Annotated in this window: 27 protein-coding genes, 2 tRNA genes and 2 pseudogenes; 20 read left to right on the forward strand and 11 right to left on the reverse strand. The window is 67.8% G+C overall.

The window, feature by feature from the left end; genetic code table 11:
• Nucleotides 1-112 precede the first annotated feature (112 nt).
• The 5 genes from AB0M48_RS42575 to AB0M48_RS42595 all read left to right on the forward strand — a co-directional run bounded on the left by AB0M48_RS42575 (nucleotide 113) and on the right by AB0M48_RS42595 (nucleotide 4,611).
• Nucleotides 113-697, forward strand: coding sequence for a YdcF family protein (locus AB0M48_RS42575; RefSeq protein ID WP_363854196.1), 585 nt, complete (start codon nucleotides 113-115; stop codon nucleotides 695-697).
• On the forward strand, nucleotides 697-1,935 hold the full coding sequence (locus tag AB0M48_RS42580; RefSeq protein WP_363854115.1) for a deoxyguanosinetriphosphate triphosphohydrolase: 1,239 nt from the start codon (nucleotides 697-699) through the stop codon (nucleotides 1,933-1,935). Before AB0M48_RS42575 ends, AB0M48_RS42580 begins: the two co-directional genes overlap by 1 nt.
• Nucleotides 1,936-2,008: 73 nt before the next feature.
• The gene (locus AB0M48_RS42585; RefSeq protein WP_363854118.1) at nucleotides 2,009-3,016 is read left to right on the forward strand and encodes a serpin family protein; all 1,008 of its coding nucleotides are present in this window, start codon (nucleotides 2,009-2,011) and stop codon (nucleotides 3,014-3,016) included.
• Nucleotides 3,013-4,014, forward strand: coding sequence for a serpin family protein (locus AB0M48_RS42590; protein WP_363854121.1), 1,002 nt, complete (start codon nucleotides 3,013-3,015; stop codon nucleotides 4,012-4,014). Before AB0M48_RS42585 ends, AB0M48_RS42590 begins: the two co-directional genes overlap by 4 nt.
• A gap of 78 nt (nucleotides 4,015-4,092) precedes the next feature.
• Nucleotides 4,093-4,611, forward strand: coding sequence for a Scr1 family TA system antitoxin-like transcriptional regulator (locus AB0M48_RS42595; RefSeq protein WP_363854124.1), 519 nt, complete (start codon nucleotides 4,093-4,095; stop codon nucleotides 4,609-4,611).
• Here the strand turns inward: AB0M48_RS42595 and AB0M48_RS42600 are convergent.
• Complete coding sequence (locus AB0M48_RS42600) at nucleotides 4,608-4,784, reverse strand: hypothetical protein (protein ID WP_319984091.1); 177 nt, start codon at nucleotides 4,782-4,784, stop codon at nucleotides 4,608-4,610. The two genes, AB0M48_RS42595 and AB0M48_RS42600, sit on opposite strands and share 4 nt — an antisense overlap.
• A gap of 82 nt (nucleotides 4,785-4,866) precedes the next feature.
• Here AB0M48_RS42600 and AB0M48_RS42605 point away from each other — a divergent pair, with 82 nt between their 5' ends.
• The 3 genes from AB0M48_RS42605 to AB0M48_RS42615 all read left to right on the forward strand — a co-directional run bounded on the left by AB0M48_RS42605 (nucleotide 4,867) and on the right by AB0M48_RS42615 (nucleotide 7,438).
• A complete protein-coding gene (locus AB0M48_RS42605; protein ID WP_363854128.1) occupies nucleotides 4,867-5,424 on the forward strand; it encodes a carboxymuconolactone decarboxylase family protein in 558 nt (185 codons plus the stop codon).
• Nucleotides 5,425-5,505: 81 nt separating this feature from the next.
• Nucleotides 5,506-6,624 (forward strand): class I SAM-dependent methyltransferase, encoded by a 1,119-nt coding sequence (locus AB0M48_RS42610; RefSeq protein ID WP_363854130.1) that lies wholly within the window; start codon nucleotides 5,506-5,508, stop codon nucleotides 6,622-6,624.
• 1 nt (nucleotide 6,625) lies between these two features.
• The gene (locus tag AB0M48_RS42615) at nucleotides 6,626-7,438 is read left to right on the forward strand and encodes a class I SAM-dependent methyltransferase (RefSeq protein WP_363854133.1); all 813 of its coding nucleotides are present in this window, start codon (nucleotides 6,626-6,628) and stop codon (nucleotides 7,436-7,438) included.
• Nucleotides 7,439-7,454: 16 nt separating this feature from the next.
• Here AB0M48_RS42615 and AB0M48_RS42620 read toward each other — a convergent pair whose 3' ends face one another.
• Both AB0M48_RS42620 and AB0M48_RS42625 read right to left on the reverse strand, forming a co-directional pair.
• Nucleotides 7,455-8,081: a dioxygenase gene (locus tag AB0M48_RS42620; protein ID WP_363854135.1), complete on the reverse strand. Its 627-nt coding sequence runs from the start codon at nucleotides 8,079-8,081 to the stop codon at nucleotides 7,455-7,457.
• Nucleotides 8,082-8,190: 109 nt separating this feature from the next.
• Complete coding sequence (locus AB0M48_RS42625; protein WP_363854138.1) at nucleotides 8,191-9,051, reverse strand: sigma-70 family RNA polymerase sigma factor; 861 nt, start codon at nucleotides 9,049-9,051, stop codon at nucleotides 8,191-8,193.
• 34 nt (nucleotides 9,052-9,085) lie between these two features.
• On the opposite strand from AB0M48_RS42625, the gene dnaG reads away from it, so the two are divergent.
• Genes dnaG through AB0M48_RS42640 form a run of 3 tightly spaced genes read left to right on the forward strand, consistent with a single transcriptional unit; the run spans nucleotide 9,086 to nucleotide 12,240 of the window.
• Nucleotides 9,086-10,975, forward strand: a complete 1,890-nt coding sequence (gene dnaG / locus AB0M48_RS42630; protein ID WP_363854140.1) for a DNA primase — start codon at nucleotides 9,086-9,088, stop codon at nucleotides 10,973-10,975.
• Nucleotides 10,975-11,475 carry a hypothetical protein gene (locus tag AB0M48_RS42635; RefSeq protein WP_363854143.1) on the forward strand — a complete coding sequence of 167 codons (501 nt, stop codon included), beginning with the start codon at nucleotides 10,975-10,977 and terminating at the stop codon, nucleotides 11,473-11,475. The genes dnaG and AB0M48_RS42635 overlap by 1 nt, the downstream gene beginning before the upstream one ends.
• A 24-nt stretch (nucleotides 11,476-11,499) precedes the next feature.
• Nucleotides 11,500-12,240: a trans-aconitate 2-methyltransferase gene (locus AB0M48_RS42640; protein WP_363854146.1), complete on the forward strand. Its 741-nt coding sequence runs from the start codon at nucleotides 11,500-11,502 to the stop codon at nucleotides 12,238-12,240.
• Between the two features lie 6 nt (nucleotides 12,241-12,246).
• On the opposite strand, the gene AB0M48_RS42645 is transcribed toward AB0M48_RS42640, so the two are convergent.
• Nucleotides 12,247-12,528, reverse strand: a complete 282-nt coding sequence (locus tag AB0M48_RS42645; protein ID WP_363854149.1) for a hypothetical protein — start codon at nucleotides 12,526-12,528, stop codon at nucleotides 12,247-12,249.
• A gap of 143 nt (nucleotides 12,529-12,671) precedes the next feature.
• Here AB0M48_RS42645 and AB0M48_RS42650 point away from each other — a divergent pair.
• Together AB0M48_RS42650 and AB0M48_RS42655 are read left to right on the forward strand one after the other, a co-directional pair.
• Nucleotides 12,672-12,744, forward strand: a tRNA-Asn gene (locus AB0M48_RS42650).
• A 70-nt stretch (nucleotides 12,745-12,814) separates the two neighbouring features.
• The gene (locus tag AB0M48_RS42655) at nucleotides 12,815-13,675 is read left to right on the forward strand and encodes an oxygenase MpaB family protein (RefSeq protein ID WP_363854152.1); all 861 of its coding nucleotides are present in this window, start codon (nucleotides 12,815-12,817) and stop codon (nucleotides 13,673-13,675) included.
• Here AB0M48_RS42655 and AB0M48_RS42660 read toward each other — a convergent pair.
• On the reverse strand, nucleotides 13,630-14,091 hold the full coding sequence (locus AB0M48_RS42660) for a GNAT family N-acetyltransferase (protein WP_363854155.1): 462 nt from the start codon (nucleotides 14,089-14,091) through the stop codon (nucleotides 13,630-13,632). The genes AB0M48_RS42655 and AB0M48_RS42660 overlap by 46 nt on opposite strands.
• Nucleotides 14,092-14,199: 108 nt before the next feature.
• Here AB0M48_RS42660 and AB0M48_RS42665 point away from each other — a divergent pair.
• Nucleotides 14,200-14,277: transfer RNA gene (locus tag AB0M48_RS42665), tRNA-Ile, on the forward strand.
• 41 nt (nucleotides 14,278-14,318) lie between these two features.
• Here AB0M48_RS42665 and AB0M48_RS42670 read toward each other — a convergent pair.
• Nucleotides 14,319-14,996: a helix-hairpin-helix domain-containing protein gene (locus tag AB0M48_RS42670; RefSeq protein WP_363854159.1), complete on the reverse strand. Its 678-nt coding sequence runs from the start codon at nucleotides 14,994-14,996 to the stop codon at nucleotides 14,319-14,321.
• A 172-nt stretch (nucleotides 14,997-15,168) separates the two neighbouring features.
• Between AB0M48_RS42670 and AB0M48_RS42675 the strand changes: the two genes are divergently transcribed.
• Nucleotides 15,169-15,900 carry a hypothetical protein gene (locus AB0M48_RS42675; RefSeq protein WP_363854162.1) on the forward strand — a complete coding sequence of 244 codons (732 nt, stop codon included), beginning with the start codon at nucleotides 15,169-15,171 and terminating at the stop codon, nucleotides 15,898-15,900.
• A gap of 171 nt (nucleotides 15,901-16,071) precedes the next feature.
• On the opposite strand, the pseudogene AB0M48_RS42680 reads toward AB0M48_RS42675, so the two are convergent.
• Nucleotides 16,072-16,608: pseudogene (locus tag AB0M48_RS42680) on the reverse strand (hypothetical protein); the annotation flags it as partial.
• Nucleotides 16,609-16,628: 20 nt separating this feature from the next.
• Here AB0M48_RS42680 and AB0M48_RS42685 point away from each other — a divergent pair.
• Nucleotides 16,629-17,522 (forward strand): annotated as a pseudogene (locus tag AB0M48_RS42685) (MFS transporter); the annotation flags it as partial.
• Between the two features lie 31 nt (nucleotides 17,523-17,553).
• On the forward strand, nucleotides 17,554-18,423 hold the full coding sequence (locus AB0M48_RS42690; protein WP_363854165.1) for an exodeoxyribonuclease III: 870 nt from the start codon (nucleotides 17,554-17,556) through the stop codon (nucleotides 18,421-18,423).
• Nucleotides 18,424-18,456: 33 nt separating this feature from the next.
• Here the strand turns inward: AB0M48_RS42690 and AB0M48_RS42695 are convergent, their stop codons facing one another.
• From AB0M48_RS42695 to AB0M48_RS42705, 3 genes are read right to left on the reverse strand one after another with little or no spacing between them, the layout of a single operon-like run.
• Nucleotides 18,457-19,314, reverse strand: coding sequence for a DUF3883 domain-containing protein (locus tag AB0M48_RS42695; protein ID WP_363854168.1), 858 nt, complete (start codon nucleotides 19,312-19,314; stop codon nucleotides 18,457-18,459).
• Entirely contained in the window at nucleotides 19,298-21,127 is a 1,830-nt protein-coding gene (locus tag AB0M48_RS42700) for a DEAD/DEAH box helicase (RefSeq protein ID WP_363854171.1), read from the reverse strand. The genes AB0M48_RS42695 and AB0M48_RS42700 overlap by 17 nt, the downstream gene beginning before the upstream one ends.
• Nucleotides 21,127-22,755, reverse strand: coding sequence for a transcriptional regulator (locus tag AB0M48_RS42705; protein ID WP_363854174.1), 1,629 nt, complete (start codon nucleotides 22,753-22,755; stop codon nucleotides 21,127-21,129). Before AB0M48_RS42705 ends, AB0M48_RS42700 begins: the two co-directional genes overlap by 1 nt.
• Between AB0M48_RS42705 and AB0M48_RS42710 the strand changes: the two genes are divergently transcribed.
• On the forward strand, nucleotides 22,724-23,344 hold the full coding sequence (locus tag AB0M48_RS42710; RefSeq protein WP_363854177.1) for a hypothetical protein: 621 nt from the start codon (nucleotides 22,724-22,726) through the stop codon (nucleotides 23,342-23,344). The two genes, AB0M48_RS42705 and AB0M48_RS42710, sit on opposite strands and share 32 nt — an antisense overlap.
• A gap of 74 nt (nucleotides 23,345-23,418) precedes the next feature.
• Nucleotides 23,419-24,366, forward strand: a complete 948-nt coding sequence (locus tag AB0M48_RS42715) for a NaeI family type II restriction endonuclease (RefSeq protein WP_363854180.1) — start codon at nucleotides 23,419-23,421, stop codon at nucleotides 24,364-24,366.
• On the opposite strand, the gene AB0M48_RS42720 is transcribed toward AB0M48_RS42715, so the two are convergent.
• Nucleotides 24,363-24,902: a very short patch repair endonuclease gene (locus AB0M48_RS42720; protein ID WP_363854183.1), complete on the reverse strand. Its 540-nt coding sequence runs from the start codon at nucleotides 24,900-24,902 to the stop codon at nucleotides 24,363-24,365. The two genes, AB0M48_RS42715 and AB0M48_RS42720, sit on opposite strands and share 4 nt — an antisense overlap.
• Nucleotides 24,903-25,006: 104 nt before the next feature.
• Here AB0M48_RS42720 and dcm point away from each other — a divergent pair, with 104 nt between their 5' ends.
• The gene (gene dcm / locus AB0M48_RS42725; protein WP_363854186.1) at nucleotides 25,007-26,251 is read left to right on the forward strand and encodes a DNA (cytosine-5-)-methyltransferase; all 1,245 of its coding nucleotides are present in this window, start codon (nucleotides 25,007-25,009) and stop codon (nucleotides 26,249-26,251) included.
• Nucleotides 26,252-26,342: the final 91 nt, after the last annotated feature.

A 26,342-nucleotide genomic window follows, 5' to 3' on the forward strand; every position in this document is an offset into this window, starting at 1 on the left:
GGCACCCGCGCGGTCTGGGAGCATGCGTGGTGTGCGGACCACGCCCCTGAAACCACTCGCCAGGATTCGCCGGATCGTGTTGCGCCTCTTTTTCGGGGCGCTGGTCATCGGCATGCTCGTGGGCGGTGGCACGGCGTTCCGCGTCTGGCAGGTCGCGCGCGTGGACGACTGGACGAAGGCCGACATGGCGATCGTCCTCGGTGCCGCGCAGTACAACGGCGTCCCGTCCGACGTGCTCGCGGCACGCCTGGAGCACGCGCTCGGCCTCTACGAGGAGGGCGTGGTCAGCTACATCGCCACGACCGGTGGCCGGCAGCCCGGCGACAACTTCACCGAGGGCCAGGTCGGCAAGTTGTGGCTGGTCAAGCGCGGTGTGCCGGAGGACAGGGTGCTGCAGGTCGGCGAGGGCGCGGACACGCTCGGGTCGCTGCGGGCCGTCGCGTCGGTCGCGAAGGAACGCGACCTGAAGACGGCCGTGATCGTCAGCGACCCGTGGCACTCGCTGCGCGCCCGCACGATGGCCGAGGACGCGGGACTGCGGGCGTGGACGTCCCCGACCCGCAGCGGCCCGAACGTGCAGACGCGCGGGACGCAGTGGTTCTACATCAAGCGCGAGACCGGAGCCTTGCTCTACTACCGCCTGATGAAGGCGCACGCCGGCGTGTTCGAGGAGCTCAAGCTCCCTAAAATCGGCTGATGGGATACACCGGCCACGACACGGAGCGCCTGCTCCCCGAAGAGCCCAAGAGCGCCGCGCTGCCGGGTGCCCGCACCGACACGCGCACGCCGTTCTCCCGTGACCGGGCCCGTGTGCTCCATTCCGCCGCGTTGCGCAGGCTTGCCGGAAAAACCCAGGTCGTCGGCCCTGGCGAGGGCTCCGAGGTCACCGGTGTGCCGCGTACGCGCCTCACGCACTCGCTGGAGGTCGCGCAGATCGGCCGCGGCATCGGTGAGGAACTGGGCTGCGATCCCGACATCGTCGACACGGCCGGCCTCGCGCACGACATCGGGCATCCCCCGTTCGGGCACAACGGCGAGAGGGCGTTGAACGAACTCGCGGGCCCGTGCGGTGGCTTCGAGGGTAACGCGCAGACGTTCCGCATCCTCGCGCGCCTCGAACCGAAGACGGCGCACGGCCTGAACCTCACGCGCGCTGTGCTGGACGCGTCGACGAAGTACCCGTGGCCGCGTACGCCGGGCACGATGAAGTTCGGCGTGTACGACGACGACCTCGAAGTGTTCGAGTGGATGCGTGCGGGTGCACCGGACCGTGAGCGGTGCATCGAGGCACAGGTCATGGACTGGTCCGACGACGTGGCGTACTCCGTGCACGACGTCGAGGACGGCGTGCTGGCCCACCGCATCAGCCTCGGCGCGCTGGCCCGTCCCGACGAACGCGGCGCCATCGCGTCGCTCGCCGCGAAGACGTTCTCCGACGAGTCCGTCGCGACGCTCGAGGCCACCGCCGAGGAACTGCTGAAGCTGCCGGTGATCGCGTACTGGACCGACCGCGAGTACGACGGCTCGCTCGGCGCGCAGGTGGCGTTGAAGAACCTCACCAGCGAACTGGTCGGCCGCTTCGCCTCCGCGGCCGTCACCGCGACCCGTGCCGTGCACGGCGACGGGGCGCTGACGAGGTACAACGCCTCGCTGGAGATCCCGACGCAGGTCGCGGCGGAGGTGGCGCTGCTCAAGGCGATGGCCGTCCGGTACGTGATGAGCGACCCGGCGCGCCTGGCCATGCAGGCGAAGCAGCGCGACCTGATCACCGACCTCGCCGGCCGCCTGATGGAGCGCCCGACGTTGCTCGACCCCGCGTTCCGCCCGGTGTTCGCGGCCGCTTCCTCTTACGCCGCACGGCTTCGCGTCGTCATCGACCAGGTCGCGCTGCTCACCGACGCGCAGGCCGTGGCCTGGCACCGCGCATCGGCGTAGGTTCGAGGACGTGGCGGACGAACCGGGGGACCGCCGGTCACCGCCAGGTCCACGCCGTTAGGGGAGTGCTTCCGTGACCGATCAGGCCGACTTCGCCCTGAACCTGCACCGCGTCGCCGTACCTGATCCGTCCTCGAACGCGTGCTGGTCGCCCTTCTCGGTGGCCAGTGCGCTCGCGCTGGCCCGTGAGGCCGCGCGCGGCGAGACCCGCACCGAACTCGACGGCCTGCTCCAGGACTTCGACGCCTCCGACGCCCTCGACGTGCCCGAACTGGCCGTCGCGAACACGTTGTGGGCCGACGACGACCTGACGATCGACCCCGGCTTCTCGCTCGCCGGTTCAGTGCGGCGCATCGCGTTCTCCGACCCCGCGACGGTCCGCAAGCTCGTCAACACCGACGTCGCCGAGACCACCCGCGGCCTCATCCCCGAACTGCTGACGGACCCGCCGCCCTCGGACGCCGCCGCGATCATCGTGAACGCCCTGTACCTCAAGGTCGGCTGGCTCAACGCGTTCTCCGCCTGGGAGACCGCCGCGAAACCGTTCCACGCGCCCGGCGGCGACGTGGACGTGCCGACGATGAAGGTCACCGAGAAGTTCCGCTACGCCCGCCACGACGGCTGGCAGACGATCGTGCTGCCCGCCGACTCCGGCGTCGAGGCCGTGATCCTGCTGCCGGACGAGTCGCTGGAGCAGCCGCTGAGCCCGTCGGTGCTCACCGCGCAGGACTTCACCCGGCTCGAACTCTCAGTGCCCAAAGTGGACGTACGGGCGAAGTTCACCCTCAAGGACACGTTGCGGCAGCTGGGAGTCGAGCGCATGTTCGCGCGCGACGCCGACTTCTCCGGCCTCTCGCCGGACGAGCGGATGTTCGTCGACGACGTCGTGCACGAGGCCGTGCTGCGCCTGGACGAGGAAGGCCTCGAAGGCGCGGCGGCCACCGCCGTCCTGTTCCGCACGGTGTCGATGGAGATCCCGGTGGACCCGGTCGTCGTGACGGTCGACCGGCCGTTCCTCGTGGCCGTCCGGCACGCGCGGTCCGGCGCGATCTACTTCCTCGCGCAGGTCGCCCGCCCGTGAGCGATCTGACCACCTTCGCGCTGGACCTCCACCGCGTCGCCGTCCCCGATCCCGATGCCAACGCGTGCTGGTCGCCGTTCTCCGTCGCCAGCGCGCTCGCGCTGGTCCGGGAGGCTGCCCGGGGCGCGACCCGTGAGGAACTCGACCTGCTGCTCGGCGGGTTCGACCCGCGGGCCGCGCCCGGTGTCCGCGACCTGGCCGTCGCGAACACGCTGTGGGCCGACGACGGCCTGCCGCTGAACCCGGACTTCTCGTTGACCTCCTCGGTGCGGCGGGCCGACTTCTCCGACACCAAGACCACGCGCAAGCTCGTCAACGCCGACGTCGCCGAGACGACCCGCGGCCTGATCCCCGAGTTGCTGCCCGCGGGCCTGGAGTTCGACGGGGCGGTCATCGTCAACGCCCTCTACCTCAGGGCGGGCTGGACGACCGCGTTCAAGGCCCACAAGACCAAGCCGAGGCTGTTCCACGCTCCCGGCGGCGACGTCGAGGTGCCGACCATGAAGACGACCGCCGAGCTCGGCTACGCCAGGACCGACGGCTGGCAGACGATCGCGTTGCCCGCCGGGCCGGAGGTGGAGGCGCTGGTGCTGCTGCCGGACGAGTCGCTGGAGCAACCGCTGCTCCCGTCCGCGTTCGACGTGAGCGGCACCACCTCGGTCGAGCTGTCACTGCCCAAAGTGGACGTTCGGGAGAAGTTCGAGCTGCGGGACACGCTGAAGCGGCTCGGTGCGGGCACGATGTTCACTCCCCTGGCCGACCTCGGCGGGCTCTCGCCGGACCCGCTGTCGGTCAGCGAGGTGATCCACGAGGCCGTGCTCCGCCTCGACGAGCAGGGCCTGGAGGGCGCTGCCGCGACCGCGGTGGTCATGACCAGGGGAAGGCCGGGGCCAGGACCGGACCCGATCGTCGTGAACGTCGACCGGCCGTTCCTGGTCGCGGTCCGGCACGCCCGCACGAAGGCGGTCTACTTCCTCGCGCAGGTCGCCTCTCCGTAATCAATTCCGGCAGCATTCGCCCTGTAGGGCAGGCGTTTCGCGCGGCGAGATCATGATCATGGCTTTACCGTTCCACCCATGACCCAGCACGGTGCAGGTGAGCAACTCGTGGTGCTCGCCGCAGCGGGCGCCACCCAGATCACCTGCTTCAGCGGCGTCACCATTCCCGTCCTGCTCAGAACCGAGTGCTACGAGAAGGCGCTGGCCAGCGCCCTGGGGTTCGCGCCGGCGCCGGAACTGCAACGCGACGGCGTGTTACCGCGGTGCGTGTTCTTCATCCACGAGTACGCGCTTCGCACCGTCGTCGGCGGCAACCGGCTGATGGAGGACCAGGTCCTGCACCTGCTGTTCCACGCGCCGTCGATCCGGGTCGTGCCGGCCAGCGCGGGCGGGGCGGCGGCGGTCGGGCTCGACTACGCGCTCATCCAGTACGAGCACGAGCCGCCGCTGGTCTACCTCGCGAACTGGACGCTCGCCAGCGACGCGGCGACCGTGGAACGGGCCGTGGCCGTCTTTCAGCGCATGCACGCGGTCGCGCTCGACAACGAGAAGTCGCGCGATGTGCTCATGAAGTATGTGGCCGTGTATGACCGCTAGGGGGTGTTGCGGCGCAGGAAAAGCCGCATGCCGTTCTCACCGGGCAGCGCGCACAGCAGGAGTTTGACGTTCTGGTGTCGCACCGGGACCGCACACGAATCGCCTGCCAGCAGCGTTCCCGCCAGCAGGCCGGCCGACTCGTGGTCCATGTCCAGCACGAAGTCGTTGCTCATGGAGGGACCCTATGAGTAGACCGGCTCGCGTCCCAGTCACCCAAAGGTGTCACGTTCCGGCGGGCCACCTCGTCCAGTGGGCATGACGAGGATCAAGGGGATCACGAAGAAGGACGCCGGCCCGCTGCTCAGGGCCGTGTACTGGTTCGCGCGGCGTGAGTTCGGGGCGGTGCCGGAGCCCGTCACCGTGATGGCGCACCACCCGAAGCTGCTGATGGCGAGCGGCCGGCACGAGCTGGCGGTCAAGAAGGCGGTCCACGGGCCGTTGTTCGAGCTGTGCGTCTACCGGACCGCGGTGAAGCTCGGCTGTTCGTGGTGCGTCGACTTCGGCGCCATGCTCATGAAGCACGGCGGCCTCGACATCGAGCGGCTCAAGCACATCGACGACTACGCCACGTCGCCGCTGTTCACCGACCTCGAACGCAAGGCGCTCGCCTACGCCGACGCCATGACCGAGACACCGGTCGCGGTCACCGGCGAGCAGGTCGCCGAGCTGGAGAAGCTGCTGGGGCGCAAGGAACTCGTCGCGCTGACCTACCAGGTCGCCCTGGAGAACCAGCGGGCCCGGTTCAACAGCGCGTTCGACATCAAGGACCAGGGATTCACCAGCGGTGACGCCTGTCGCGTGCCGCCGGCCTAGACGCCCGGATCGCGCACGCCGGCCGAGCCGGACGGATAGAGTCCGTTGGCGAACCACGCCAAGCACCTGGGGAGTAGCGGCATGCCGGTCGATCGATTCAAGTCCACCTGGGAGGACCTCGGACGGGTCGACCCGCTGTGGGCGGTGCTCACCGATCCGGAGCGGCGCAACGGCGGCTGGGACCTCGACGAGTTCCTCGCCACCGCGACGGGGCCCATCGCCTCGGTGCGCAAGCTCGTCGACGAGGCCGGGCTGTCGTTCGGGGAACGGGTGGTCGACCTCGGGTGCGGCGCCGGCCGCCTGTCCAACGCGCTCGCCGCGCACGTGCACGAGGTCGTGGGCGTCGACGTCGCGCAGTCGATGGTCGACGAGGCGAACCGGATCAACCAGTTCCCCGACCGGGTCAGCTTCGTCGCCTACGACGGGTACCGGCTGCCCTTCGCCGACGAGTCGTTCGACTCGGCGCTCAGCCTCATCTCCCTGCAGCACTCGCCGCCCGCCCTGCAGGTGCAGGCCCTGCTCGAACTGCAGCGGGTCGTCCGGCCGGGCGGGGTGCTCGTGTTCCAGCTCCCCTGCCGGCCCACCAGGCGCGAGGAGCTGTCGGCGGAGGACATGCGGGCGAGCATCGAGCTGATCGACGTGCCCACGCCCGTCGGTGCCGGTCAGACCGCGACCGTGCGGGCCAGGGTCACCAACGTCAGCGCGCACACCTGGCCGTCCGGTCAGCTGATCAGGCTCGGCAACCACTGGCTCAGGGGTGACGAGCCCGTCACCTGGGACGACGGGCGCGCCGACCTGCCGCACGACCTCGCGCCCGGCGCCGCCGTCGAGCTGGACCTGGAGATCGTCGCGCCGGAGGAGACCGGGGAGTACCACCTCGAACTGGACGTCGTGCAGGAGGCCGTGACCTGGTGGGCCGCGGTCGGCAGCACGCCGACCCGGACCGGGGTGACCGTGGTGCCGGATGCCGTCGCCACCGCGTCCCCGTCCGGCGCCCGGCAGGAGGTCGTCATCGCGGCCCAGCAGGCGCCCCACCAGCGCAAGGACGGCGGCATCGAGATGTTCGGCGTCGACACGAACCTCGTCCGGCTGCTCTTCGCGCACTGCGGCTCGCAGGTCGTCACCATCGTTGCCGACGACATGGCCGGCGACGACTGGGAGAGCTTCACCTACGTGATCCGCCGGGGAGAGACGGTGTGACGTGGAGAAAGTCACCCTGACGGGCGCGCAGGAGACCATGCTCGCCACGCTGTACGGCCGGGCGCTCGACAGCGAGCGCCCCACGTCCGTGCTGCACGACACCGAGGCCAAGCGCGCCGTCGACCGCATCGACTACGACTTCGCCAAGACCGGGATGAACACGACCACCGCGGTCGGTGTCGCCATCCGCGGCAGGGTCCTCGACGACTGGGCGCGTGACTTCCTGCGGCGCACCCCGTCCTGCACGGTGCTGCACCTGGCCTGTGGCCTGGACACCCGCGCACACCGCGTCGAACGGCCGGACACCGTGCGGTGGGTCGACGTCGACATGCCGGACGTCGTCGCGTTGCGGCGCAAGCTCTTGCCCGAACCTGAGGGTGACTACCGGCTCGTGGCGTCGTCGGTCACCGAGGACGCGTGGCTCGCCGAAGTGCCCGCGGACCGTCCGGTCGTGGCGGTGTTCGAGGGCCTCTCGATGTACCTCACGCAGGCGGAGGGGCACGCGTTGATCAGCAGGATCACCAGCCGGTTCTCCAGCGGTGAGCTGCTGTTCGACGTCTACGGCCCGTGGGGGATCAAGCTGCAGAAGCTCGTGCCGGCCGTGCGCAACGCCGGCGCCACTTTGCACTGGGGCGTCGACGATCCGCGCGAGATCGAGGCGCTGCACCCCGGACTGACCACTGTGGACTCCTGGCGCAGCGTGGACCTGCCGCACCTGGACGCGTTGCCCAGGTCCGGCAGGATCCAGATGAAGGTCGTCAGCGCGATCCCGAAGCTCCGCGACGTCGGGAAGCTGCTGCGAATGCGGTGGTGAATTTCGGGCTGGTAGCTCAGGCTTCCAGGACGAAGTCGAACTTGGCCGTGTAGCGGTTGCCGACGAGCGGCCCGAGCTCGACCTCGCACTCGCGGTCGAGGTAGGCGTCGCGCCGGTTCAGGTAGGGCATGTTCATCCCGTACGCCCTGAGGTCGTCCGGGAAGAAGAGCTGCGTGGTGAGGATCCGGCCACCGCGTGGCTGCGCCTTGACGTGGATGTGCGGTGTGCGGCCGGGGTAGTCCTTGGGCACGATCGTCTCCAGCACGTACGCGCCGGAGGCGTTGGTGAACTGGTGGCCACGCATCTTGAACGTGGTGTTGTCGTACACGCCCCGAGCGTCCGCCTGCCAGAAGTCCAGCAGCGCGTTGGGGATCGGCTGGCACTTCATGGTGTAGACGAACCCGGTGATGCTGAGCACGATCCCGGTGACGCCGGGCGTGCGCAGGTTCGTGCGCTGCGGGGAGTTCCGCTTGAAGTAGGGACCCTCGATGTTCGACGGGGTGTCGTCGTCATCGACGCAGGTCGGGGTCAGGGGAAGGGGCGCGCTGCGCGCCGTGGTGGCGCCGGCGGCGGTCAGTGCGACCACGGCGGCCGCACCGGTCGCCAGGAACGCCCGGCGTGAGGGGATGTCGTGTTCGGGCATGTTCGAACTCCGGTGGTTGCAACCCGCGGCAGGGGGCTTGGGCTGACCAGCGGGCCGAACGTTAGCGCCGGAACGATCCCGGTTCCAGTTGTGGTCCAGACCAAAGCGGTCAGAACTCCACGTGGGTCAGCTTGTCCGGGTTCGCGATGTCGTAGACGGCCGCGACCTTGCCCTCGTGCACGGTGAACGCCGTCACGCGCGCCGTCACCTCGCCGTACGCGGGCAGGAGCACGCCCAGTTCGCCGTTGACGAACACCGGCCGGTGCTCTTCCGGGTGGCCGTACTTCCGCAACAGGCCCAGGAAGAAGCGAGCGACCTTGTCCGCTCCGGAGACCGTGTGGACCGCCGTGCGCACCTTGCCGCCGCCGTCGCCGATCATCACCGCGTCGGGGTGCAGCAGTGCGAGCATGCCGTCGATGTCGCCGCTCGCCATCGCCCGCAGGAACTTCTCCAGCACCTCCTGCTGCTCGGCCAGCGCGGCGCGGGGCGGCGGATCGGCGTCCGCGACGGCCTTGCGGGCACGGGAAGCGTGCTTGCGCGCGGCGGCCTCCGAGACCTGCAGCACGTCAGCGATCTCGTTGAACGGCAGGGAGAACGCGTCGTGCAGCACGAACGCGACGCGCTGGTCCGGCGTGAGCCTGTCGAGCACCACCAGCGCGGCCATCCGCACGTCGTCGGACCGCACCACGCTCGCCAGCGGGTCGTCCTCGCCGGTCGTGAGCAGCGGCTCGGGCAGCCACGAGCCCACGTACGTCTCGCGGCGCACGGCGGCGGAGCGCAGCCGGTCGAGGCAGATGCGGCTGACGACGGTCGTGAGCCAGCCGCGCGCGTCCTGCACGCCCTCGGCCTTCGCGAACCGCGGCCACGCCTCCTGCACGGCGTCCTCGGCGTCGGCGAAGCTGCCGGTCAGGCGGTACGCGACGCCGATCAGGTGCGTCCGGTGGAGTCCGAAGACGTCGGCGGTGGTCACGGTTGGCAGTTTGCCAGGGCATTAGACTCTAGGCGTGGCAGGACGCATCAGGGAGAGCGACATCGCATTGGTGCGTGAGCGCAGCCGTATCGACGAGGTCGTCGGTGACCAGGTTTCGCTGAAGCGTGCCGGTGGCGGAGCTCTCAAGGGGTTGTGCCCGTTCCACGACGAGAAGTCGCCGTCGTTCAACGTGCGTCCGTCGCACGGCACGTTCCACTGCTTCGGCTGCGGCGAGGGCGGCGACGTCATCGCCTTCGTGATGAAGGTCGAGCACCTGTCGTTCGTCGAGGCCGTCGAGCGGCTCGCGGACCGCGCGGGCATCCAGCTCACCTACGAGGGCGGCGGCGCCACGATCCAGCGCGACCGCGGCACCCGCAGCAGGCTCATCGAGGCGCACAAGGCGGCCGCCGAGTACTACGCCGAGCAGCTCGCGACGCCCGAGGCGCAGGCGGCGCGCGAGTTCCTGGCCGAGCGCGGGTTCGACGAGGCCGCCGCACGCCAGTTCGGCTGCGGGTTCGCGCCCGGCGGCTGGGACAAGCTCACGAAGCACCTGCTCGGCCGCGGGTTCGAGCTGCAGGAGCTGATCAAGTCGCAGCTCACCAAGGAGGGCCGCCAGGGGCCGATCGACCGGTTCCACCGCCGGTTGCTGTGGCCCATCAAGGAGATCAGCGGAGACGTCGTCGGGTTCGGCGCGCGGCGGATCTTCGACGACGACCCGATCCAGGCGAAGTACCTCAACACCAGCGAGTCGATGATCTACAAGAAGTCGCAGGTGCTGTTCGGGCTCGACCAGGCCAAGCGCGAGATCGCCAAGCGCAAGCAGGCGGTCATCGTCGAGGGCTACACCGACGTGATGGCGATGCACCTGGCCGGCGTGCCGACGGCGGTCGCCTCCTGCGGCACGGCGTTCGGCACGGACCACATGAACGTGCTGCGCAGGCTGCTGATCGACGACGACGTGAACGGCGAGGTCATCTTCACCTTCGACGGCGACGAGGCGGGCCAGAAGGCCGCGCTGAAGGCGTTCGACGGGGAGCAGCACTTCTCCGCGCAGACCTACATCGCGGTCGCGCCGGACGGCATGGACCCGTGCGAGCTGCGGCAGGCCAAGGGCGACGTGGCGGTGCGCGACCTGGTGGCGCGGCGCATCCCGTTGATCGAGTTCGCGATCAAGGCCCAGCTCAAGACCTACGACCTCGACTCCGTGGACGGCCGCGTCGAGGCCCTGAAGAAGATGGTGCCGTTCGTCGCGCAGATCAAGGACAGGGCCAAGCGCGACGGTTACGCGACGCGGCTGGCCTGGTGGGTGGGCTGGGACGACGAGGCGATGGTCGTGCGCCGGGTCCGCCAGGTCTCCAGCGGCAAGGCGCCGGTCGCCACCACTCAGCGCGCCGACCCGAACCAGATGGCGCTGGGCGTCGAGGTCGACGGCCCGCCCCGGCCGAACCCGCGCGACCCCCGGCTGGTGCCCGAACGCGAGGTGCTCAAGATCGCGCTCCGGCTGCCCGAGTACGCCGGTCCGCTGTACGACTCGCTGCCGGACGAGTCCTTCACCGACCCGGCGTACGTGGCGCTGCACCGGGCGATCCGCGCGGCCGGTGGCGCGTCCTGCGGCCTCGAGGGCTCGGCGTACCTGGACGCGATCTCGCAGGCGTGTTCGCACGCGTCGGTGCGGTCGGTGCTGACCGAGCTCGCGGTGGAACCGTTGGCCGTCAAGCAGAACGACGAGTTCCGCTACGTGTCGATGGTCATCGCGCGGCTGCAGGAGGTCCAGGTCGGCAAGCAGGTCGAGGACGTGAAGTCGCGGTTGCGGCGGCTGTCCCCGATCAAGGACGCCGACGAGTACCGGGCGCTGTGGGGCGACCTGGTGGCGCTGGAGGAGTACCGCAAGGCGCTCCTGCAGCAGAGCGCTGGAGTGCTGTAGTGGGGTTGTTCCAACGGTTGTTCGGCAACGGTGCGCCGGACGGCTTCACCGGTTCGCTGGAGAAGGACGAGACCGTGATCGCGCACGCGCCCGTGCAGACGGGTGGGCACGTCGTGGTCACGTCGCTCGGGCTGTGGCTGCCGGGTGACGAGCCGCGGCGGATCGGCTGGCACCTGATCAGCAAGGTGAAGTGGGAGGGCGCGCTGCGGGTCGTGGAGGCGGTCGAGGCCTCCGTCGAAGGGCCCGTCGTGCTGCTGGAGGACCTTCCCGCGCAACGGTTCGCGCTGGACGACCCGCGGCGGGTGCTGCGGGCGATCAGCCAGCGCGTCGAGGGGTCGATCCGGGCGCGGGAGCGCGTCGAGTCGCCCGGCGTGTGGATCCTGCAGCGCAAGATCCCCGGCCGTGACGGCGTGGTGTGGCAGGCGCGCGGGGATGCCGGCGTGGATCTCGACAGCGTGCGCGAGGCCGTTTCGGTGTTCGTTTCGAAGCTTGCGGACTAACAGTACGCGTGTACTGTTAGTCGCATGTGGGATCCGGCGCAGTACTTGGCCTTCGCCGATCACCGGGCGAGGCCGTTCTACGAACTCGTGGGGCGCGTGCGCGCTGTGGAGCCTCGTCGCGTCGTCGACGTGGGCTGCGGGCCCGGCAACCTGACCTCGTCGCTGTCCGCGCGGTGGCCTTCCGCGGTGGTCGAGGCGTTCGACTCGTCTCCGGAGATGGTCGAGGCGGCGCGTGCGGCCGGGGTCGACGCTCGCGTGGACGACGTGACCACGTGGGAACCGTTGCCGGACACCGATGTCGTGGTGTCGAACGCGGTCCTCCAGTGGGTCCCGTCACATCCCTCGATCGTGTCGAAGTGGGTCGCCGCACTGCCGACCGGCGCGTGGCTCGCGTTCCAGGTCCCCGGCAACTACGCGGACGCTTCGCACCGCCTGATCCGCGAGGTGGCTGGGGAGGGCCTGGCGCACGTCTTCCGTGGTGAGAAGCCGGTTCTGGACCCTGTCGAGTACGCCGGCCTGCTCGGCGACTGCGCCGTCGCGGACGTCTGGGAGACCACGTACGTGCAGCGGCTCTCCGGTCCGGACCCGGTGCTCGAATGGGTGAGCGGCACGGCTTTGCGGCCCGTGCGCGCGGCACTGTCCTCAACGGACTGGGACGCCTATGTGGCGGAACTGGCGCCGCGGCTGCGTGAGGCGTACCCGCAGCGAGCCGACGGCACCACTTGGTTCCCCTTCAGGCGGATCTTCGTGGTCGCCCAGGTGTGAAGCTCGTCACTTCCGGGGCGTCATCGGAGGAGTGGAGATCTTGCCGTTGGTCTCCTCGTGGTGGCGCCACGGAGCCTTCTCAGCTGCCTTTTCCGCGGCGTCCGTGGCCAGATCCTTCGCCTGAACTGCGGCTTCGAACGCCTTGTCCTTGGCTTGGGCCGCCGTCTTGCGCACCGTCGGGTTGGCGGTGAAGCGGTGCCAGAGGCGCACGATCTGGTCGTAACGCTCCCGTCCGGCCTTCGCGCCGAGCACGTAGCCGATCGCCGCACCTACCAAGATGCCCTTCATGTGGCGTCTCCTCTCGCATCGTGCCTGGTCATGGCCTATGTTGCCGCCAAGTGGGGGGTCCTTGCAAAACCCCTTTCGCGACTCATGTAGAGTTACCCACTGTCAGGAGGAACCAAGCCTGACGGGCTAGAACAACCGAACATTCCCCCATAGCTCAATTGGCAGAGCATGCGACTGTTAATCGCAGGGTTACTGGTTCGAGTCCAGTTGGGGGAGCTTAGCCACTAGGCCCCAGTCATCCGACTGGGGCCTAGTGCTTTGCCGGGCCTTGAGCCAGCTTGGACGAATGGCCGCCCGCTTCGCGAACCTCCGCCGCATCTCCGTGCTCGACCCCGTGACCGAGCACGAGGAGATCATGCGCATCTCCGCCGGCCTGGAGTTCCCGTGGGACTACCAGAAGTCCCTCGAAATGGCGTTGTTCCGCACGTACTGCGTCCCGACGATCTCGGGCCTGCTGGAACGCACCGGGGAGTTCGAACGGCGCCCGCAGAAGCGCTACGACGACACGGCCGTCCTGATGGCCGAACTGGTGGAGCACGGCTACGACTCCCCACGCGGCCGTGAGGCACTACGCGTCGTCAACCGCCAGCACGGCCGTTACGAGATCTCGAACGACGACATGCTCTACGTGCTGTCGACGTTCATCTACGACCCGATCGACTGGCTGCACCGCTACGGCTGGCGTCCGCTGACCCGCAACGAGGAACTGGCCGGGTTCCACTTCTACCGCGCGGTCGGCGCCCGCATGGGCATCAGGGACATCCCGGCCGGCTACGACGAGTTCCTGGCCATCAAGACGGCCTACGAGCAGGAGCACTTCGTCTTCGCGCCGTCGAACCGCCGCATCGGCCAGTACACGCTGGACCTGTTCTGCTCGTGGTACCCGTCCGTCGCGCGTCCGGTGGTCGCACGGGCCGTGGTCGCGATGCTGGACCCGGCGATGGTGCGCGCATTCGGGTTCACAGCGCCGCCGTCGTGGGTGGGCGCCCTGGGACGGCATGCGTTGCGGCTGAGGGCTTTCGTCGTGCGCCGGATGCCGGTGCGCAAGGCGCTGAAGCTCACCAGCACCCGCAACCGCACCTACCCGGGCTACCCGCGCGGCTACCGGCCGTCGGACCTGGGCGCGATCTCCAGCACGGCCCGCTGACCGTTGAACACGAAGCCCATCGCCTTCAGGAACTCGTTGCCGGGCTTGAAGTCGTCGAGCCGCACGTGCACGCGCGTGACGTCCGGAAAGCGCTCGGCGAGGGCCTTCGCCATCTCCCTGCCGATGCCCCACCGGCGCAGATCCCTCGGCACCAGGAAGAACCCGATGCTCGCCTCACCCCGCGCGGGGTGGCCGACAACGAGGTCCACGAACCCGATCATGCCCTGAGCCTGCGCGACCAGGAGGTGCTTCTGCTCGAACGCGGCCCCCTCGGGCAACGCGTAGAAGAGACTCTGCACGTCACCGGGCCCGGACGGATGCCCCGTGGCGGCCTGGAACCAGTCGTCGCAGTCGGCGAACAGCGCCAGCACCGCCGGCTCGTCCGCCGGGGTGAAGTCGCGGAGGGTCAAACGCACGCGTCCACCCTATGTGTCGCTCGCCACGGGGGCGTGCAAGGCCCGTTCGGGCTGATCGGTATCCTCCACCACGCGGTGTTAGCGGGCAGGGGGCGCCGCGGCTGCGAGGGGGAAGTAGCTCAGTTGGTTAGAGCAGCGGACTCATAATCCGTCAGGTCGTGGGTTCGAGCCCCACCTTCCCCACCAAACCGGTCGTGGTGCGAACTGCTCGACTCAGCGTGCTTTCTTCACGAACAGACGACCGCGCGTTCGCGGATCAGGTCCCACGCGCTGACGTCCAGCTCGGCGAAGACGAGCAGCTCGTCGACCGACTGAAAAGGCAGCGAGTGCTGGCTGCGGGCACGCTCGATCTGCCTGGCCGCGCGGTCGTCGAGACCACAGCAGTGCGCGATGACGGAGGCCGGTGCGGTGTTGATGTCCACCAGACCGCCGTCGTCGTACTGCCGCGGCAGATCCGGCCGGCCGATCCGGAGGTCGCGTGCCAGTGCCGGATCACGTGCGACGAGCGCGCGAGCTTCTTCTCTCCTGGACCGCAGCGCCAATGCCGCGGCGACAGCGGGGTCCGCGGCCCAGGGCTGCACCGGCCGGACGGGGCCGGGAAGGCCGTAGACCTCTCGCCGGATGCCGCTGAGCTGGATGCATGCCGCCACGATGAGCGCGATGGCGACGACGCCGCCGATCGTGCTGCGCACGTCTGCGGTGGATGCCGCGGGCTGGTCCTGCGAGGACGGCATGATGATCATCAACACGACCGAGGCCGCCGCGTAAAGCGCGGTCCACCACCAGAGCGCCGGTCGCCGCAGGCGGTGCTCGGCGTGTGCGAAGGGCACAGCGGCGAAGAGGCCGGCAGTCGCGATCACCACGACGAAGTACCACGTGCCGCCTGCGCGACGAGGAAGACTCATGGTTGCGGACCTTTCGGAGCAGGGCACGTCCTTGCTGGCCTATCGCCGGTGGCGTGTGAAGAGTTTCATCGCCGGCGAACTTCGTTGGGCCGAAGCCGTCTCCACTAGGTCAAATCGCGTGCGGACACGGCTTTCCGGTGCGTAGGGTGCGCGAGACCAAGGGGGGTGCGGCATGACGAAGCTGAACCAGATCATCGCAGTGGAGAAGAGTGTCAAGGGCGGCACGCTCCGGGATCTCACGGACGCGCACCACGGGTTGCAGAAGCCCGCGCTGCTGGCCGGCATCTCCCGGACGTACCAGCCGAAGGACGAGGACGGCGAGGTGCTGCCGCCGGAGTCGACCCGTGTGCAGCTCAAGGCCGAGGACGTGCTGCGGAAGACCGCCGCCGTGATGACCCGGCTCTTCGACGTCACGGCGACCAAGGACTGGGCCAACTGCGTCGCGAAGGCCGACGTGGTGGTCGACGGGCGGACGTTGCTGCCCGACGTGCCCGTGTCGTACCTGCTGTTCCTCGAGAAGCAGCTGACCGACCTGCACACCTTCGTGAAGAAGCTGCCCCTGCTGGACGCGGCCGAGGACTGGAACTTCGACGAGTCCGCCGACTACTGGCGGACCGAGCAGGTCCGGACCATCCGCACCAAGAAGGTGCCGCGCAACCACGTCAAGGCCGAGGCCACGGAGAAGCACCCGGCTCAGGTCGAGGTGTACTACGAGGACATCCCGGTGGGGTACTGGACCACGGTGAAGTTCTCCGGTGCGCTGCCCGCCCGGCGGGTCAACGAGCTCGTCGACCGGGTCGAGAAGCTCCAGCAGGCGGTGAAGTTCGCTCGCGAGGAAGCCAACGGCCTGGAGATCACCGACCAGCGCGTCGGCGAGGTCGTCTTCGACTACCTCTTCCGATAGCGTCCACAGTCTCCCCCGCTGGAGCGCGGGGGATGCGCTCCCACAAGGGAGCGTGAAAGCTGAAACTGAAACGTCAGCCTGAACCACTCGGTCACCAGTGGAGGTTCGAATCCTCCTCCCGGCACATCGCGCCGGGGTAGCCCAATCGGTAGAGGCAAGCCGGGATCAAGCTCAGACTCTCGCTCCAGAATCAGCATTTCCGCCGAACGCCAGATCACTCGAGACCGGACAAGACTCGCCGAGGTGCAGGTTCGAATCCTGCTGGCCGCTCTGCCCGTGCGGCCGTAGCTCAACGGAAGAGCGCGGCGACCTAAGGATTGATCCGACTCTTAAACGTCGCTGGTGTGCGCAAATGGGCGGCAAACCGGGGCCCTGGACTGGACATGTCCGGGGCCCCACCCGCGTTCGGCTCCTCTGCGCGCGCAGGCCTTCGACGTAGATCGGCAGGAAGCGCCGCCACTCGCTGGGAGAGTCGCGGATCACCTGGGCCATCGCCCTCGTCAGTGTGGCCAGGTCGGTGATCGAGTAGTCGGCGCGCAGCACACCCGCCGCCAGGGCGCGGTCGATCAGGATTCCCGCGTGGCCGGCCCCGCGGTGACAGGCCGAGACCACCTCGGGGGCGTTCGGCAGGTCGCGGGCCAGGACGTCGTTGAGGTCTCGGTCCTCCGCCTGCAACGCGTAGAGGTCGTCCAGGTAGCCGGCGAACGCCTGCCAGGGGTCCGGTTCTCGCCGGCGTGGGCATCGGGCTGTCCGGGCTGAGCGACTCGTACCTGGTGACCTGGCTCGCGATCGCCTTGTCGGGCCTCGGTGTCGCCGCGTACCACCCCGAAGCCGCCCGTCTCGCGCGTCGCGTCGCGCAGGACAGCCACGTCGGCACGAGCTGGTTCGCGGTGGGCGGCAACGTCGGGTTCGCCCTGGGACCCGTGCTCGTCACACCGGTCCTGGCGTTCGGCGGGCTCGCCTGGAGTCCGTTGCTCGCGGTTCCCGCGCTGGTGGGAGGCGCGTTGACGACGGCGGCGCTGCGCGGGGTGCACGGCGCTGCAGCCACGGGCCAGGCTTCGGCCGGCCGGGACGACTGGGGCCAGTTCAGCAGGCTGACGGTGGTGATCGTCGCGCGTTCCATGGTGACGTTCAGGCTCGGCACGTTCCTCGCGATCTGGGTGACCGGCCGCGTCGGCGGCGGCCCGGCGGCCGGAGCGGCGGCGCTGGTCGTGCTGTTCGGAGCCGGTGCCGCGAGCACGTTGCTCGGCGGCGTGCTGGCCGGACGATTCGGGCGCGTCCGTGTCCTCCGGGTGTCTTATGCGGTCGCGGTGCCCGCGGTCGCTGGAGTCGCGTTGGTGCCTGGTCCCGCCGTGTACCTGATGGTCGCGCTCACGGCCGTGGCGCTGTACGTGCCGTTCTCGCTCCACGTCACCCTCGGCCAGGACTACCTGCCCAACCGCCTCGGCACCGCCGGCGGCGTCACGCTCGGCCTCGCGGTCAGCATCGGCGGCCTGGGCTCTCCGGTCGTCGGTGCCACCGCAGGCGTGTGGAACCTCCAGTGGGGCCTGCTGTCTCTCGTAGTGCTGCCCATCGTCGCGTGGGTAGCAGCACGCGGTTTGCGCTCACCCGCGCGCGTCTAGCTCCATGCGGGCTCTAGCCGCGTTGACTACCGTGGAGCGCGTGCGAGTGGCGACCTGGAACGTGAACTCCGTCAAGCAACGCGTACCCCGCCTGCTGCCGTGGCTGGACCAGCGGCAGCCGGACGTCGTGTGCCTGCAGGAGACCAAACTGGCCGACGACGCCTTCACCGCGTTGCTCGGAGACGCCCTCAAGGAGCGCGGCTACGAGTTCGCCCTGTTCGGCGAAACCCAGTGGAACGGCGTCGCCATCCTCTCTCGCGTAGGCCTGGACGACGTGGCGGTAGGCGTAGCCGGCGCACCAGGGTTCCCACACGTCGAGGCACGCGCCGTTGCCGCAACGTGCGGCGGCGTGCGCGTCCACTCGCTGTACGTGCCGAACGGCCGTGAGCCGGAGTCGGACCACTACAAGTACAAGCTGGAGTGGTTGGCAGCACTGCGCGACGTGCTGGAGGCAGGCCCTTCGGACGCCCTGGTGTGCGGCGACATCAACATCGCCCCGACCGACGCGGACCTGTTCGACCCCGAGGCCTACATCGGCTCGACCCACGTCACCGAACCCGAACGCGCCGCATTGCAGGCCATCGAAGCGTTGGGGTTCCACGACGTCGTGCGCGACCGGTGGCCCACCGAGCGCATCTTCAGCTACTGGGACTACCGGGCCGGCATGTTCCACCGCGACCTCGGCATGCGCATCGACCTGATCCTCGCGTCCGACTCCGTCGCGCCGCGGGCCAAGGCCGCGTGGATCGACCGGCACGCGCGCAAGGGCACCGGGCCCAGCGATCACGCGCCGGTGATCGTGGATCTGGACGAGGCGCCGGACGGGGACATCGGGCCCGTGGTGCCGCCGCCTTCGTCGCCGGGCTCGAAGAAGAAGGTCAAACTGCCCCAGGCGAAGTAGTAGGCCGCATCGGTTCCAATCAGTCGCGGTGGTTCATCCTGGCCAGCGGATTGCCCCGGTGAGCAAGGAGGGGCAGTCGTCTGCCAGCGCTCCCGCAAGCGCGGGAATGCCGGGTTTCAGTACTTCCGGTGGCACTTCCAGCCGGCACGACTCCCATAGCCCTGAGGAGGTGCGGTCCATCGGGGCGTTCGCTGAGATCCAGTTCCTTGGAACGGTGGCGATCGATGCCGGGATCAGCTCGGGGGTCAGGCGGACCGCCACGAGAGACCACTGCGAATCCCGTCGCATCGTCTCGAATTCGTGCCTCGACAGGTGAAGGGTTAGTCGCCCCCGGCGCAGCGTTGACTTCACCTCGAGGTGCAAGGCCAGCGGGTTCGTGCGGACAGCGATGTCGTAGCCGTAGCCGTCCGAAGCGGCGGCGACATGGTCAACGCGGTCTGGGACGCAGCCGTTCAAGAGCTCGACGAGCGCGAGTTCTCCGGCGGCACCAACTTGCTGACGGCGTTCAAGGTCCACCTTTCCCCACAACGCGATGATCTCGCCGTGCGCCTCTGCGGCGGAGAATCCGAGGAGATCGGCAGCCCGCAGCGCGTCTTCTGGCACCTCGGACGGTTCTCGGATCAAGATGTCGGCGTCGGCGAACCAGGCGGCGGCACTTCTGCTTATTGCTGCTGAGAAGACCCTGAGTGCAGCAGGGCGAGAAGACTCCGAGGGCCTCAGCAATCCTGATTCTCTCAGCCAGACGTACGCCAGTTCGTACTGTGCCGGTGTGATGTCGCTGTAGCCGGTGTGGGTTGCGAAAAGCGCGCGGCAGCGAGCTGGGGCAGAATGGGGAAGCAGTTCCAGCCAGCGAACGGCCGCGCGCAGGATTCGGTCAGACGGAATGGCCACGGAGATGTCCCAGCAGCGCTTGGATGTCTCGCGGATCGAGGCCGCCCCCCACGGAGGGCTCCTCGTCGAGGTCCGCGAGTTCGTGGACGGCCGGGTCATCGAGTATCCGGCCCATGAACTCCAGCTTGTCTCCAAGTCGGGCAGCGACGATCTCGTCGATGCTGGCCTCGGTCACCAGCACCGTGATCCTGGTTTCCGTCTCGCGCGGTAGTCCGAGCCTGTGAATGCGGTCGAGGCTCTGCAGAAAACGTCCTGCCGCAAAGTCGCGGTCCACGTACACGGCGTCATGGCAGTGGTGATGCAAGCTGATTCCCTCACCGAGAGTGGCCGGATTCGATAGCAGCACCATGCAGTCCGGGTCGTTGCGGAACCGGGCGATCTGGTCTTCGCGATCTTCTGTGCCACCGTGCACCATCGCGGGGTTGAACGCGCTCAGCAGACGTTGAAGCGTGTTGAGGCTCCGGATGAACGTGGACCAGACGAGCGTTTTCTTGCCGGCTGCCGCGTTCGTGGCGACGATGGCGAGGGTCTCCTGATATTTGGGAGACAACTCGTAGGCAGGAAGATCCCGCATCAGCTTGAACAGTGGAGTGCCGGTTGGGATGGCGAGAGGCGGCACCTGAAAGGCAAGAGGTTCGTACCGGGTTGTGCCAACTGAGAGCAGCGCGGGGCTTGTCGCGGCCATGAGCATGTAAACAACGATCTTGCCCAGCGCGGCGAAGTCTTCTTCCGCGCCAGCCGCACGGGCGGAAAACCGGCCACACAGCGCCTCGTAGACCTCTCGATGCAGCGGCGGCATCGGAACCGGGACCATTTTCGTCTGCGGTGGAGTGAGATTGAGGTCGGACTTGGTCGTCCGGGTGAACAGCGGACGCAGCACCTGGCTGGCTTTCGGCAGATCACCCCCTGCCACCGCCTGGATCACCTTCTGCCTGCCGTGTCCCGGCCAGACGAAACCGAAGAGGTTCTCGAGATCCTTCACCCCGTTGGGTGCGGGGGTACCCGTCAGGATGAGGCGATGACGTGCTCGTGGCCCGAGTGCCAAGCATGCCGAACCGTAGGTGCCATTAGCGCCGAGCTTCATCCGGTGGGCTTCGTCCAGCACGAGCAGCGAAGGCCGGGCAGTGAGCCACTGGCCGAGTTCGTTGACCGCAGGCGCGAGCCTTTCGTAGTTGACGATGAGAGCCTCTGCGGAGGGATCAGCCTCTCTGGAGAACACGTCGACACGCAGAGGCGTGCTGAAGCAGATCTTGTTCTCCTCCTGCCACGCCTCGTAGCAGGACTTCGGTCCGACGATGAGGAGACGCTCGATGCCTTTCGTGCGGCGTAAAGCTTGGAACACGGCGAGGGCGACACGGGTCTTGCCCGCACCGGGCACGGAGAAGTTCGCGCCGTGGCGCAAGGACAAGAGCTTCGCGATGTCTCTGCGCTGGAACGATGTCAGGTCGCCGATCCAGGCCGGACCAGTCAGCCCGTCGATGTCGTCAACGGAGACCTCCGCCGCGGACGGCGTGTCCGGAATCAGCCGGGCTTCGACCGTCTGCGCGTCCACGGCGGAGTCCGTGGCGAGTGCGGCCAGCTGCGGATCCCAGGAAACACTAGTCGGCTGGGGCCAGCTGGACAGGGCGACGAGGTTGGTGAGCAGGTCGTCGATGTCAACGTCCATCGTGCTCGCTGAACGTTGCACGCCACTGCGCAAACGGAGTGCGAGCCGCCGCAGATCCGCTTCGTGCCCGTCGCCGGCGCGCAGGCGCGCCGTCGCCACGTCGTCACCGAACCCGATCATCAGGCTCGGACCGGTCATCCCGGTCATCACTGTTCCTTGGAAGCTTCGAGCAGCCACGCCACACCGTCGCCGGGAGCGGTGAACGTGCGGCCTGCTTGCTTCGCGAGACTCGCCAGGCTGGCACGCAAGGTCAGCAACGCGTCGTCGAACGCGTCCTCGTCCAGGGCGTGTTTGGCCTTCGCCTCAGCGAACTCGGCCACGCACTGGTTGACGTAGTCCGCTGCGTCCGTCAGGCGCTCCGAGACCGCCACCTGCCGCTTCAGCAGCCTCGCGTTCTGCCCGGCGAGATCCACCGCCTTGTCGAAGACAGCACACGCGGACTTCATCAGCTTGTCCGCCTCCGACACCTCAGCGGCGGAGACCTTTTCGCCCGCTTGCGCGGTTGCTTTCGCCCGGAGCAGCAGGTTCGTCAGCTCGCGAGTGGTCTTCGCCTCGCTCGTGGCATCGGGGACTGTGACACCAGGCAGGCCGGGGATGCTCACGCTGGCGGTTTCCTGGATCGCTGGCTTGAGCTCTGCTGGCAACCGCGAGCTCAGGTAGCGCTGGTGGAAGTCCGCCTCGGCCAGTCGCAAGGACGTTTTCGGGTAGTTCAGCACGACCATGGCGAGCCGGGACTCTTTGAGCTGTGCGGCTGCATCCGGATTCGTCGCCGCCAGCTTCTCGTAATCGCGGTGCAGTTCGCGAAGCTTTTCCTGCTGGTCTTCGAAGTCGACCAGCTTCAGTGCCGCACCGCTGGCCGTCATGCTCCGTTCGATCGCGTCACTGATGAGCTCGTAGACCCACCTGTCCTTGCGAAGTGTCGGGATCTTGATGTTGAACTCGGTCGCGACGTCGTCCTCGCGACGACCTTCGGCCAACTGCTCCTCGATCGCCATGAGCCGGTTGATGTACGAGTACTCGCGCCGTTTGTCCCGCCGCAACTGGAGGGCGAGTTCCACGCGGTTGACGTCACTGCGGGAGGTGTCCGTGGGCAGGACGCCGACCCTGATGTCCTTGACGCCGAGTTCCAGGAGCGCTGCTCGCCGGGTGTTGCCGTCGACCAGGATGCCCTCCCTGGTGATGATCCCCGGCTCCTTCTGCCCGAAGTTGTCCAGTTCTTCGGTCAGCGCGGTGTAATCGGGGTCCAGCTGAGTGGGGTTCGACGGCCTCCGGGTGAGCAGATGGCGCAGGTAGTCTTGGCTCTCGTCGCTCCAGGGGTTTTCGTCGAGCGCCTTGTCCTTCGCCGGGTCGAGCGTGCGCTGGGCCCTGATCCTGTGCGTGTCCGGGTTGAAGTACAGCAACTCCACCGGCATGGAGATGACGTCGAGGTGCTTCTGCTCGCCGCGCCAATCCACGGTGACCTTGGCGCCCTTCTCCAGCAGTGCTTGTGCGAGCCGCTCCTCCACGATGGAACGGTTCTGCTCGCCTTGGGGTGGAACGCCGAACTTGCGGGACATGCAGTGGCCTCCAGCTGGACTGTCCGATCTTGCTCTGCCCGGATCATCGCAGGAACCACTGACAATGTTGCGCTTGTTGATCCACAATCGGTGAAGCGCAGCGAGAACGGAGTGAGAGTTGGCGATCCCGGAGTGGAACGATCCGTCGTTCAAGGCAGGCACCATGGTCAAGGGTGCTCTATGGCTGTTGCAGCAGGTCGGCGAGGGGAACAGGTTCACCAAAGGGCAGCTTCGCGAGGTCTTTCCCGGTGTGGCCCAGGCTGACCGCCGCATTCGTGACCTGCGCGATTACGGCTGGGTGATACTCACGAACGCCGAAGACGCCACACTCACGGCAGGCGACCAGCGGTTCATGAAGGCCGGAGTTCCGGTCTGGGATCCAGTTGCACGCCGCGCCGCCGCGCCGCAGAAGGCTGTTTCCGCCAAGGAGAAGAAGGCGGTCCTGGCGCGTGACAGCTACATGTGCACCAGCTGCGGTATTTCTGGTGGCGAGGAATATTTGGACGACTCGAACCAGCCCGCCGTGCTTTCGGTGACGAGGCTGGAGGTGGTCATGCCGGATGGCGAGCAGGAGATTCTCCTGACCACCGAGTGCAAGCGGTGCCGGGCGGGCTCCGACGGTGTTCCGGTCAGGGCCGATGACGTGCTGGAGGCCATCAAGGGGCTTGACCAGGCCGATCGCGCGAGGTTGCTGCGCTGGATGAATCGCGGGAGGCGTGGTTCGACCGCTCTGGAGCGTGCCTGGAACTCGTACCGGCGCTTGCCGGATGAGGCCAGGAAAGCGGTGACGGCTGATTTGTTCAACTGAGCCGGTGAACGCGTAGGCGCGGACCGGCATGTTCGCTCAAGGACCATGACTGGAGTTGTGGAAGTGGATGGATCGTGACTGACGTCCCTGCTGTCTCAGACGCGGAACTGGAGCTCGTGCGATGGGAGTTGTGCACGCTCGATCCTGATGGAGCGAGATTCGCTGCCGTTCTTCGGGCAACCTACGACCAGCTGTACGACGGTCAGCGGACCGGGCGGTGGGACTACAACCAGCTCCACAAGACCGAGAAAACTCACATGGGCACGTTGGTGGAGATCAACCTGCATCGTGAGTTCGGCTTCGGTGACGGTGTTGACACCGACTACCAAATCGCTGGTGTCGAGGTCGACTGCAAGTTCTCCAGGTCTTGGGGGGAATGGATGCTCCCGCCTGAGTCCTGGAATCACATCTGTCTGGTCGTGTGGGCCAGTGACGCGGAAAGCGCGTGGTCCGCAGGGCTGGTCAGAGTTCACGCGGATCAGTTGATGGCGGCGAACAGGGACAACAAGCGGAAGTTGAACTCCAAGGGCAGGTCAGCAGTGGTTCCACTGTGGCCGCACCGGGGTGAGTTGAGGAAGAACCTGTTGCTGCACATGGACGCGGCAGCGCGTAGCCGGGTCTTCAGCGCGATGGCGAAGAAGGGAAGCCAGCACGGACAAGCGCGGGTCAACCAGTTGTTCCGCGAGTTGCAGGGCGTGCTGGTCAGCCGCACGGTCCTAGCCACAGTCGCGCAGCAGGACGACCCCATGAAGCGCGCGCGAGGTTATGGCGGGGCTCGGACCTACCTGCGTCCAGAAGGGATCCTGGTGCTAGGGCATCAAGACAACGACCCGGCGGTGGCGCGTGCTCTCGGGCTTCCGGTGCCGCACAAGGGCGAGTTTGTCGCGGCACGGGTGGTGCCCGCGCCAGAGGGCAGTACGAGGCCGGCCGCGGAGATCGAAGGACGGCGCTGGGTCGTCGCGACTGCTTCGGATCCCGTGTTCGAGGCGCCTGTCGTCCCGCGAAAGCGTGATGCGGTTTAGCTTCCGCGCGTCTGTGGCTGGTTAGTCGAAAAGTGTCGGTCCCCGGAGGTAGGGTCGAACTCATGTTCGGTCTGCTCCAGGGCGGCCACGACAGCGCCGACAGCGTCCGGCACCTGCTCGTGCTCCCAGAAACGCAGGACACGCCATCCTGCGGCGTTCAGCGCCGTGTTCACAGATTCGTCGCGTTCCATGTTGCGGCGGAGCTTGGGGGTCCAGTACCACTCGTTGGTGGTGGGCTGCCGGCCGTGCTCCGGGCAGACGTGCCAGAAGCAACCGTCCACGAAGATCGCGACCTTGCGCGCGGTGAAGACGATGTCCGGTTTGACGCGCATCCCGTCGCCGAGCCGGAGCAGGTGGTCCTTCCGATAGCGGTACCCGAGCTTGAACAGTGCCTTTCGCAACGCGATCTCGGGCTTCGTCTCCGCGCGCCGGTTCGCGCTCATGTTGCGGGAGCGGCCTTCGTTCAGCGGTGCCGGGTAGAGGCCGGCGGCGTGGGCACGCTGCCGGGCTTCCGCCTTCTTGCTCTTATCAGACATCAGAGGTCACCTGGGCGGACGGCCAGTGGGGAACTCGGAACACCGATGGACGATACTGCACCACGTCAATCACACGATCTTGCTTGCCGCCGGGAGAAGTTGCTGTGCAGAAGCTCGAAGTCGTAGAGATCTGCGCCGGCGCCGGAGGCCAGGCGCTCGGCCTTGAGAAGGCGGGCTTCAAGCACCGGCTCGCCGTCGAGCTCGACGTGAACGCCTCGGCCACGCTCCGGAGAAATCTTCCGCATGCCGAGGTGGCCACCGGCGATGTGGCGGACCTCAACGTGTGGAACCCGATGGAGCACCTCGGGGTTCCCCTGCTTGCTGGTGGAGTGCCGTGCCCTCCGTTCAGCATCGCGGGCAAGCAGCTCGGCGCGAACGACGAACGTGACCTCTTCGCGTGGGCGGTCGAACTGTGCGAGGTGGTCAGGCCGCAGGCGTTGATGCTGGAGAACGTCAGGGGTTTGAGCATGCCCCGGTTCGCCGGCTACCGGCAGCACGTGCTCGACCGGCTGGGGCAGATGGGCTATGTCGCCGAGTGGCGGCTGCTCCACGCCTCCGAGTTCGGAGTGCCTCAGCTCAGGCCGAGGTTCGTCCTCGTCGCACTGCAGGACCAGTACGCCCCTTACTTCGCCTGGCCGAAGGCTCAGAGCTCCACGCCGACGGTCGGAGCGGTGTTGAAGGATCTGATGGCGTCACGAGGCTGGGAAGGCGCGGACGACTGGGCTCGCCTTGCGAACGGCATCGGCCCGACCATCGTCGGCGGTTCGAAGAAGCACGGCGGGGCAGATCTCGGGCCGACGAGGGCCAAGCGAGCGTGGGCTGAGCTCGGCGTCGACGCGATGGGTGTTGCCGATGAGCCACCAGCGCCTGGCGATGTGTTCAAGGTGGGACCCAAACTCACGTGCGAGATGGTGGCTCGTGTTCAAGGCTGGCAGGACACGGACGAGTGGGTCTTCGAAGGCCGTAAGACTTCGCGGTACCGGCAAATCGGCAACGCATTCCCGCCTCCGGTTGCACAGGCGATCGGGACCTCGATCCACCGGGCACTGAAGAAGTCGGGCAAGCGGCAGGAGCGAGACGTCAACGCCGATCAGGATCCGATTTACCGCGTTCTGCGGGCCAGCGGTGAGTTCATGACTCAGCGCCAGCTCGAGAAGGCCGTCGGCAGGCCCCTGGAGTCTTACGAGCTGGAGCGTTCAATCAGCGCTCTCAGCAGAGATTTCGCAGTTGAGGTCCGTAACGGTTCCAGCGCGACGGCATACCGGCTGGGATCGTTCAAGGGGTTCGTGGGACAGGACGATCACCTGAGGCACGAGTTGTTCTTGAAACACCGCGCGAAGATCAGCTAGCTGTATTGCCCAGCGAGGTTGCGAACGGTCCGACACGTAGTCGGATGATCTTGGAATGAGGGAGGGCCTCCGGGTTCGGTGTGGATTGCGA

It is taken from the genome of Lentzea sp. NPDC051208 (assembly GCF_040682435.1).
Classification (GTDB): domain Bacteria; phylum Actinomycetota; class Actinomycetes; order Mycobacteriales; family Pseudonocardiaceae; genus Lentzea; species Lentzea kristufekii.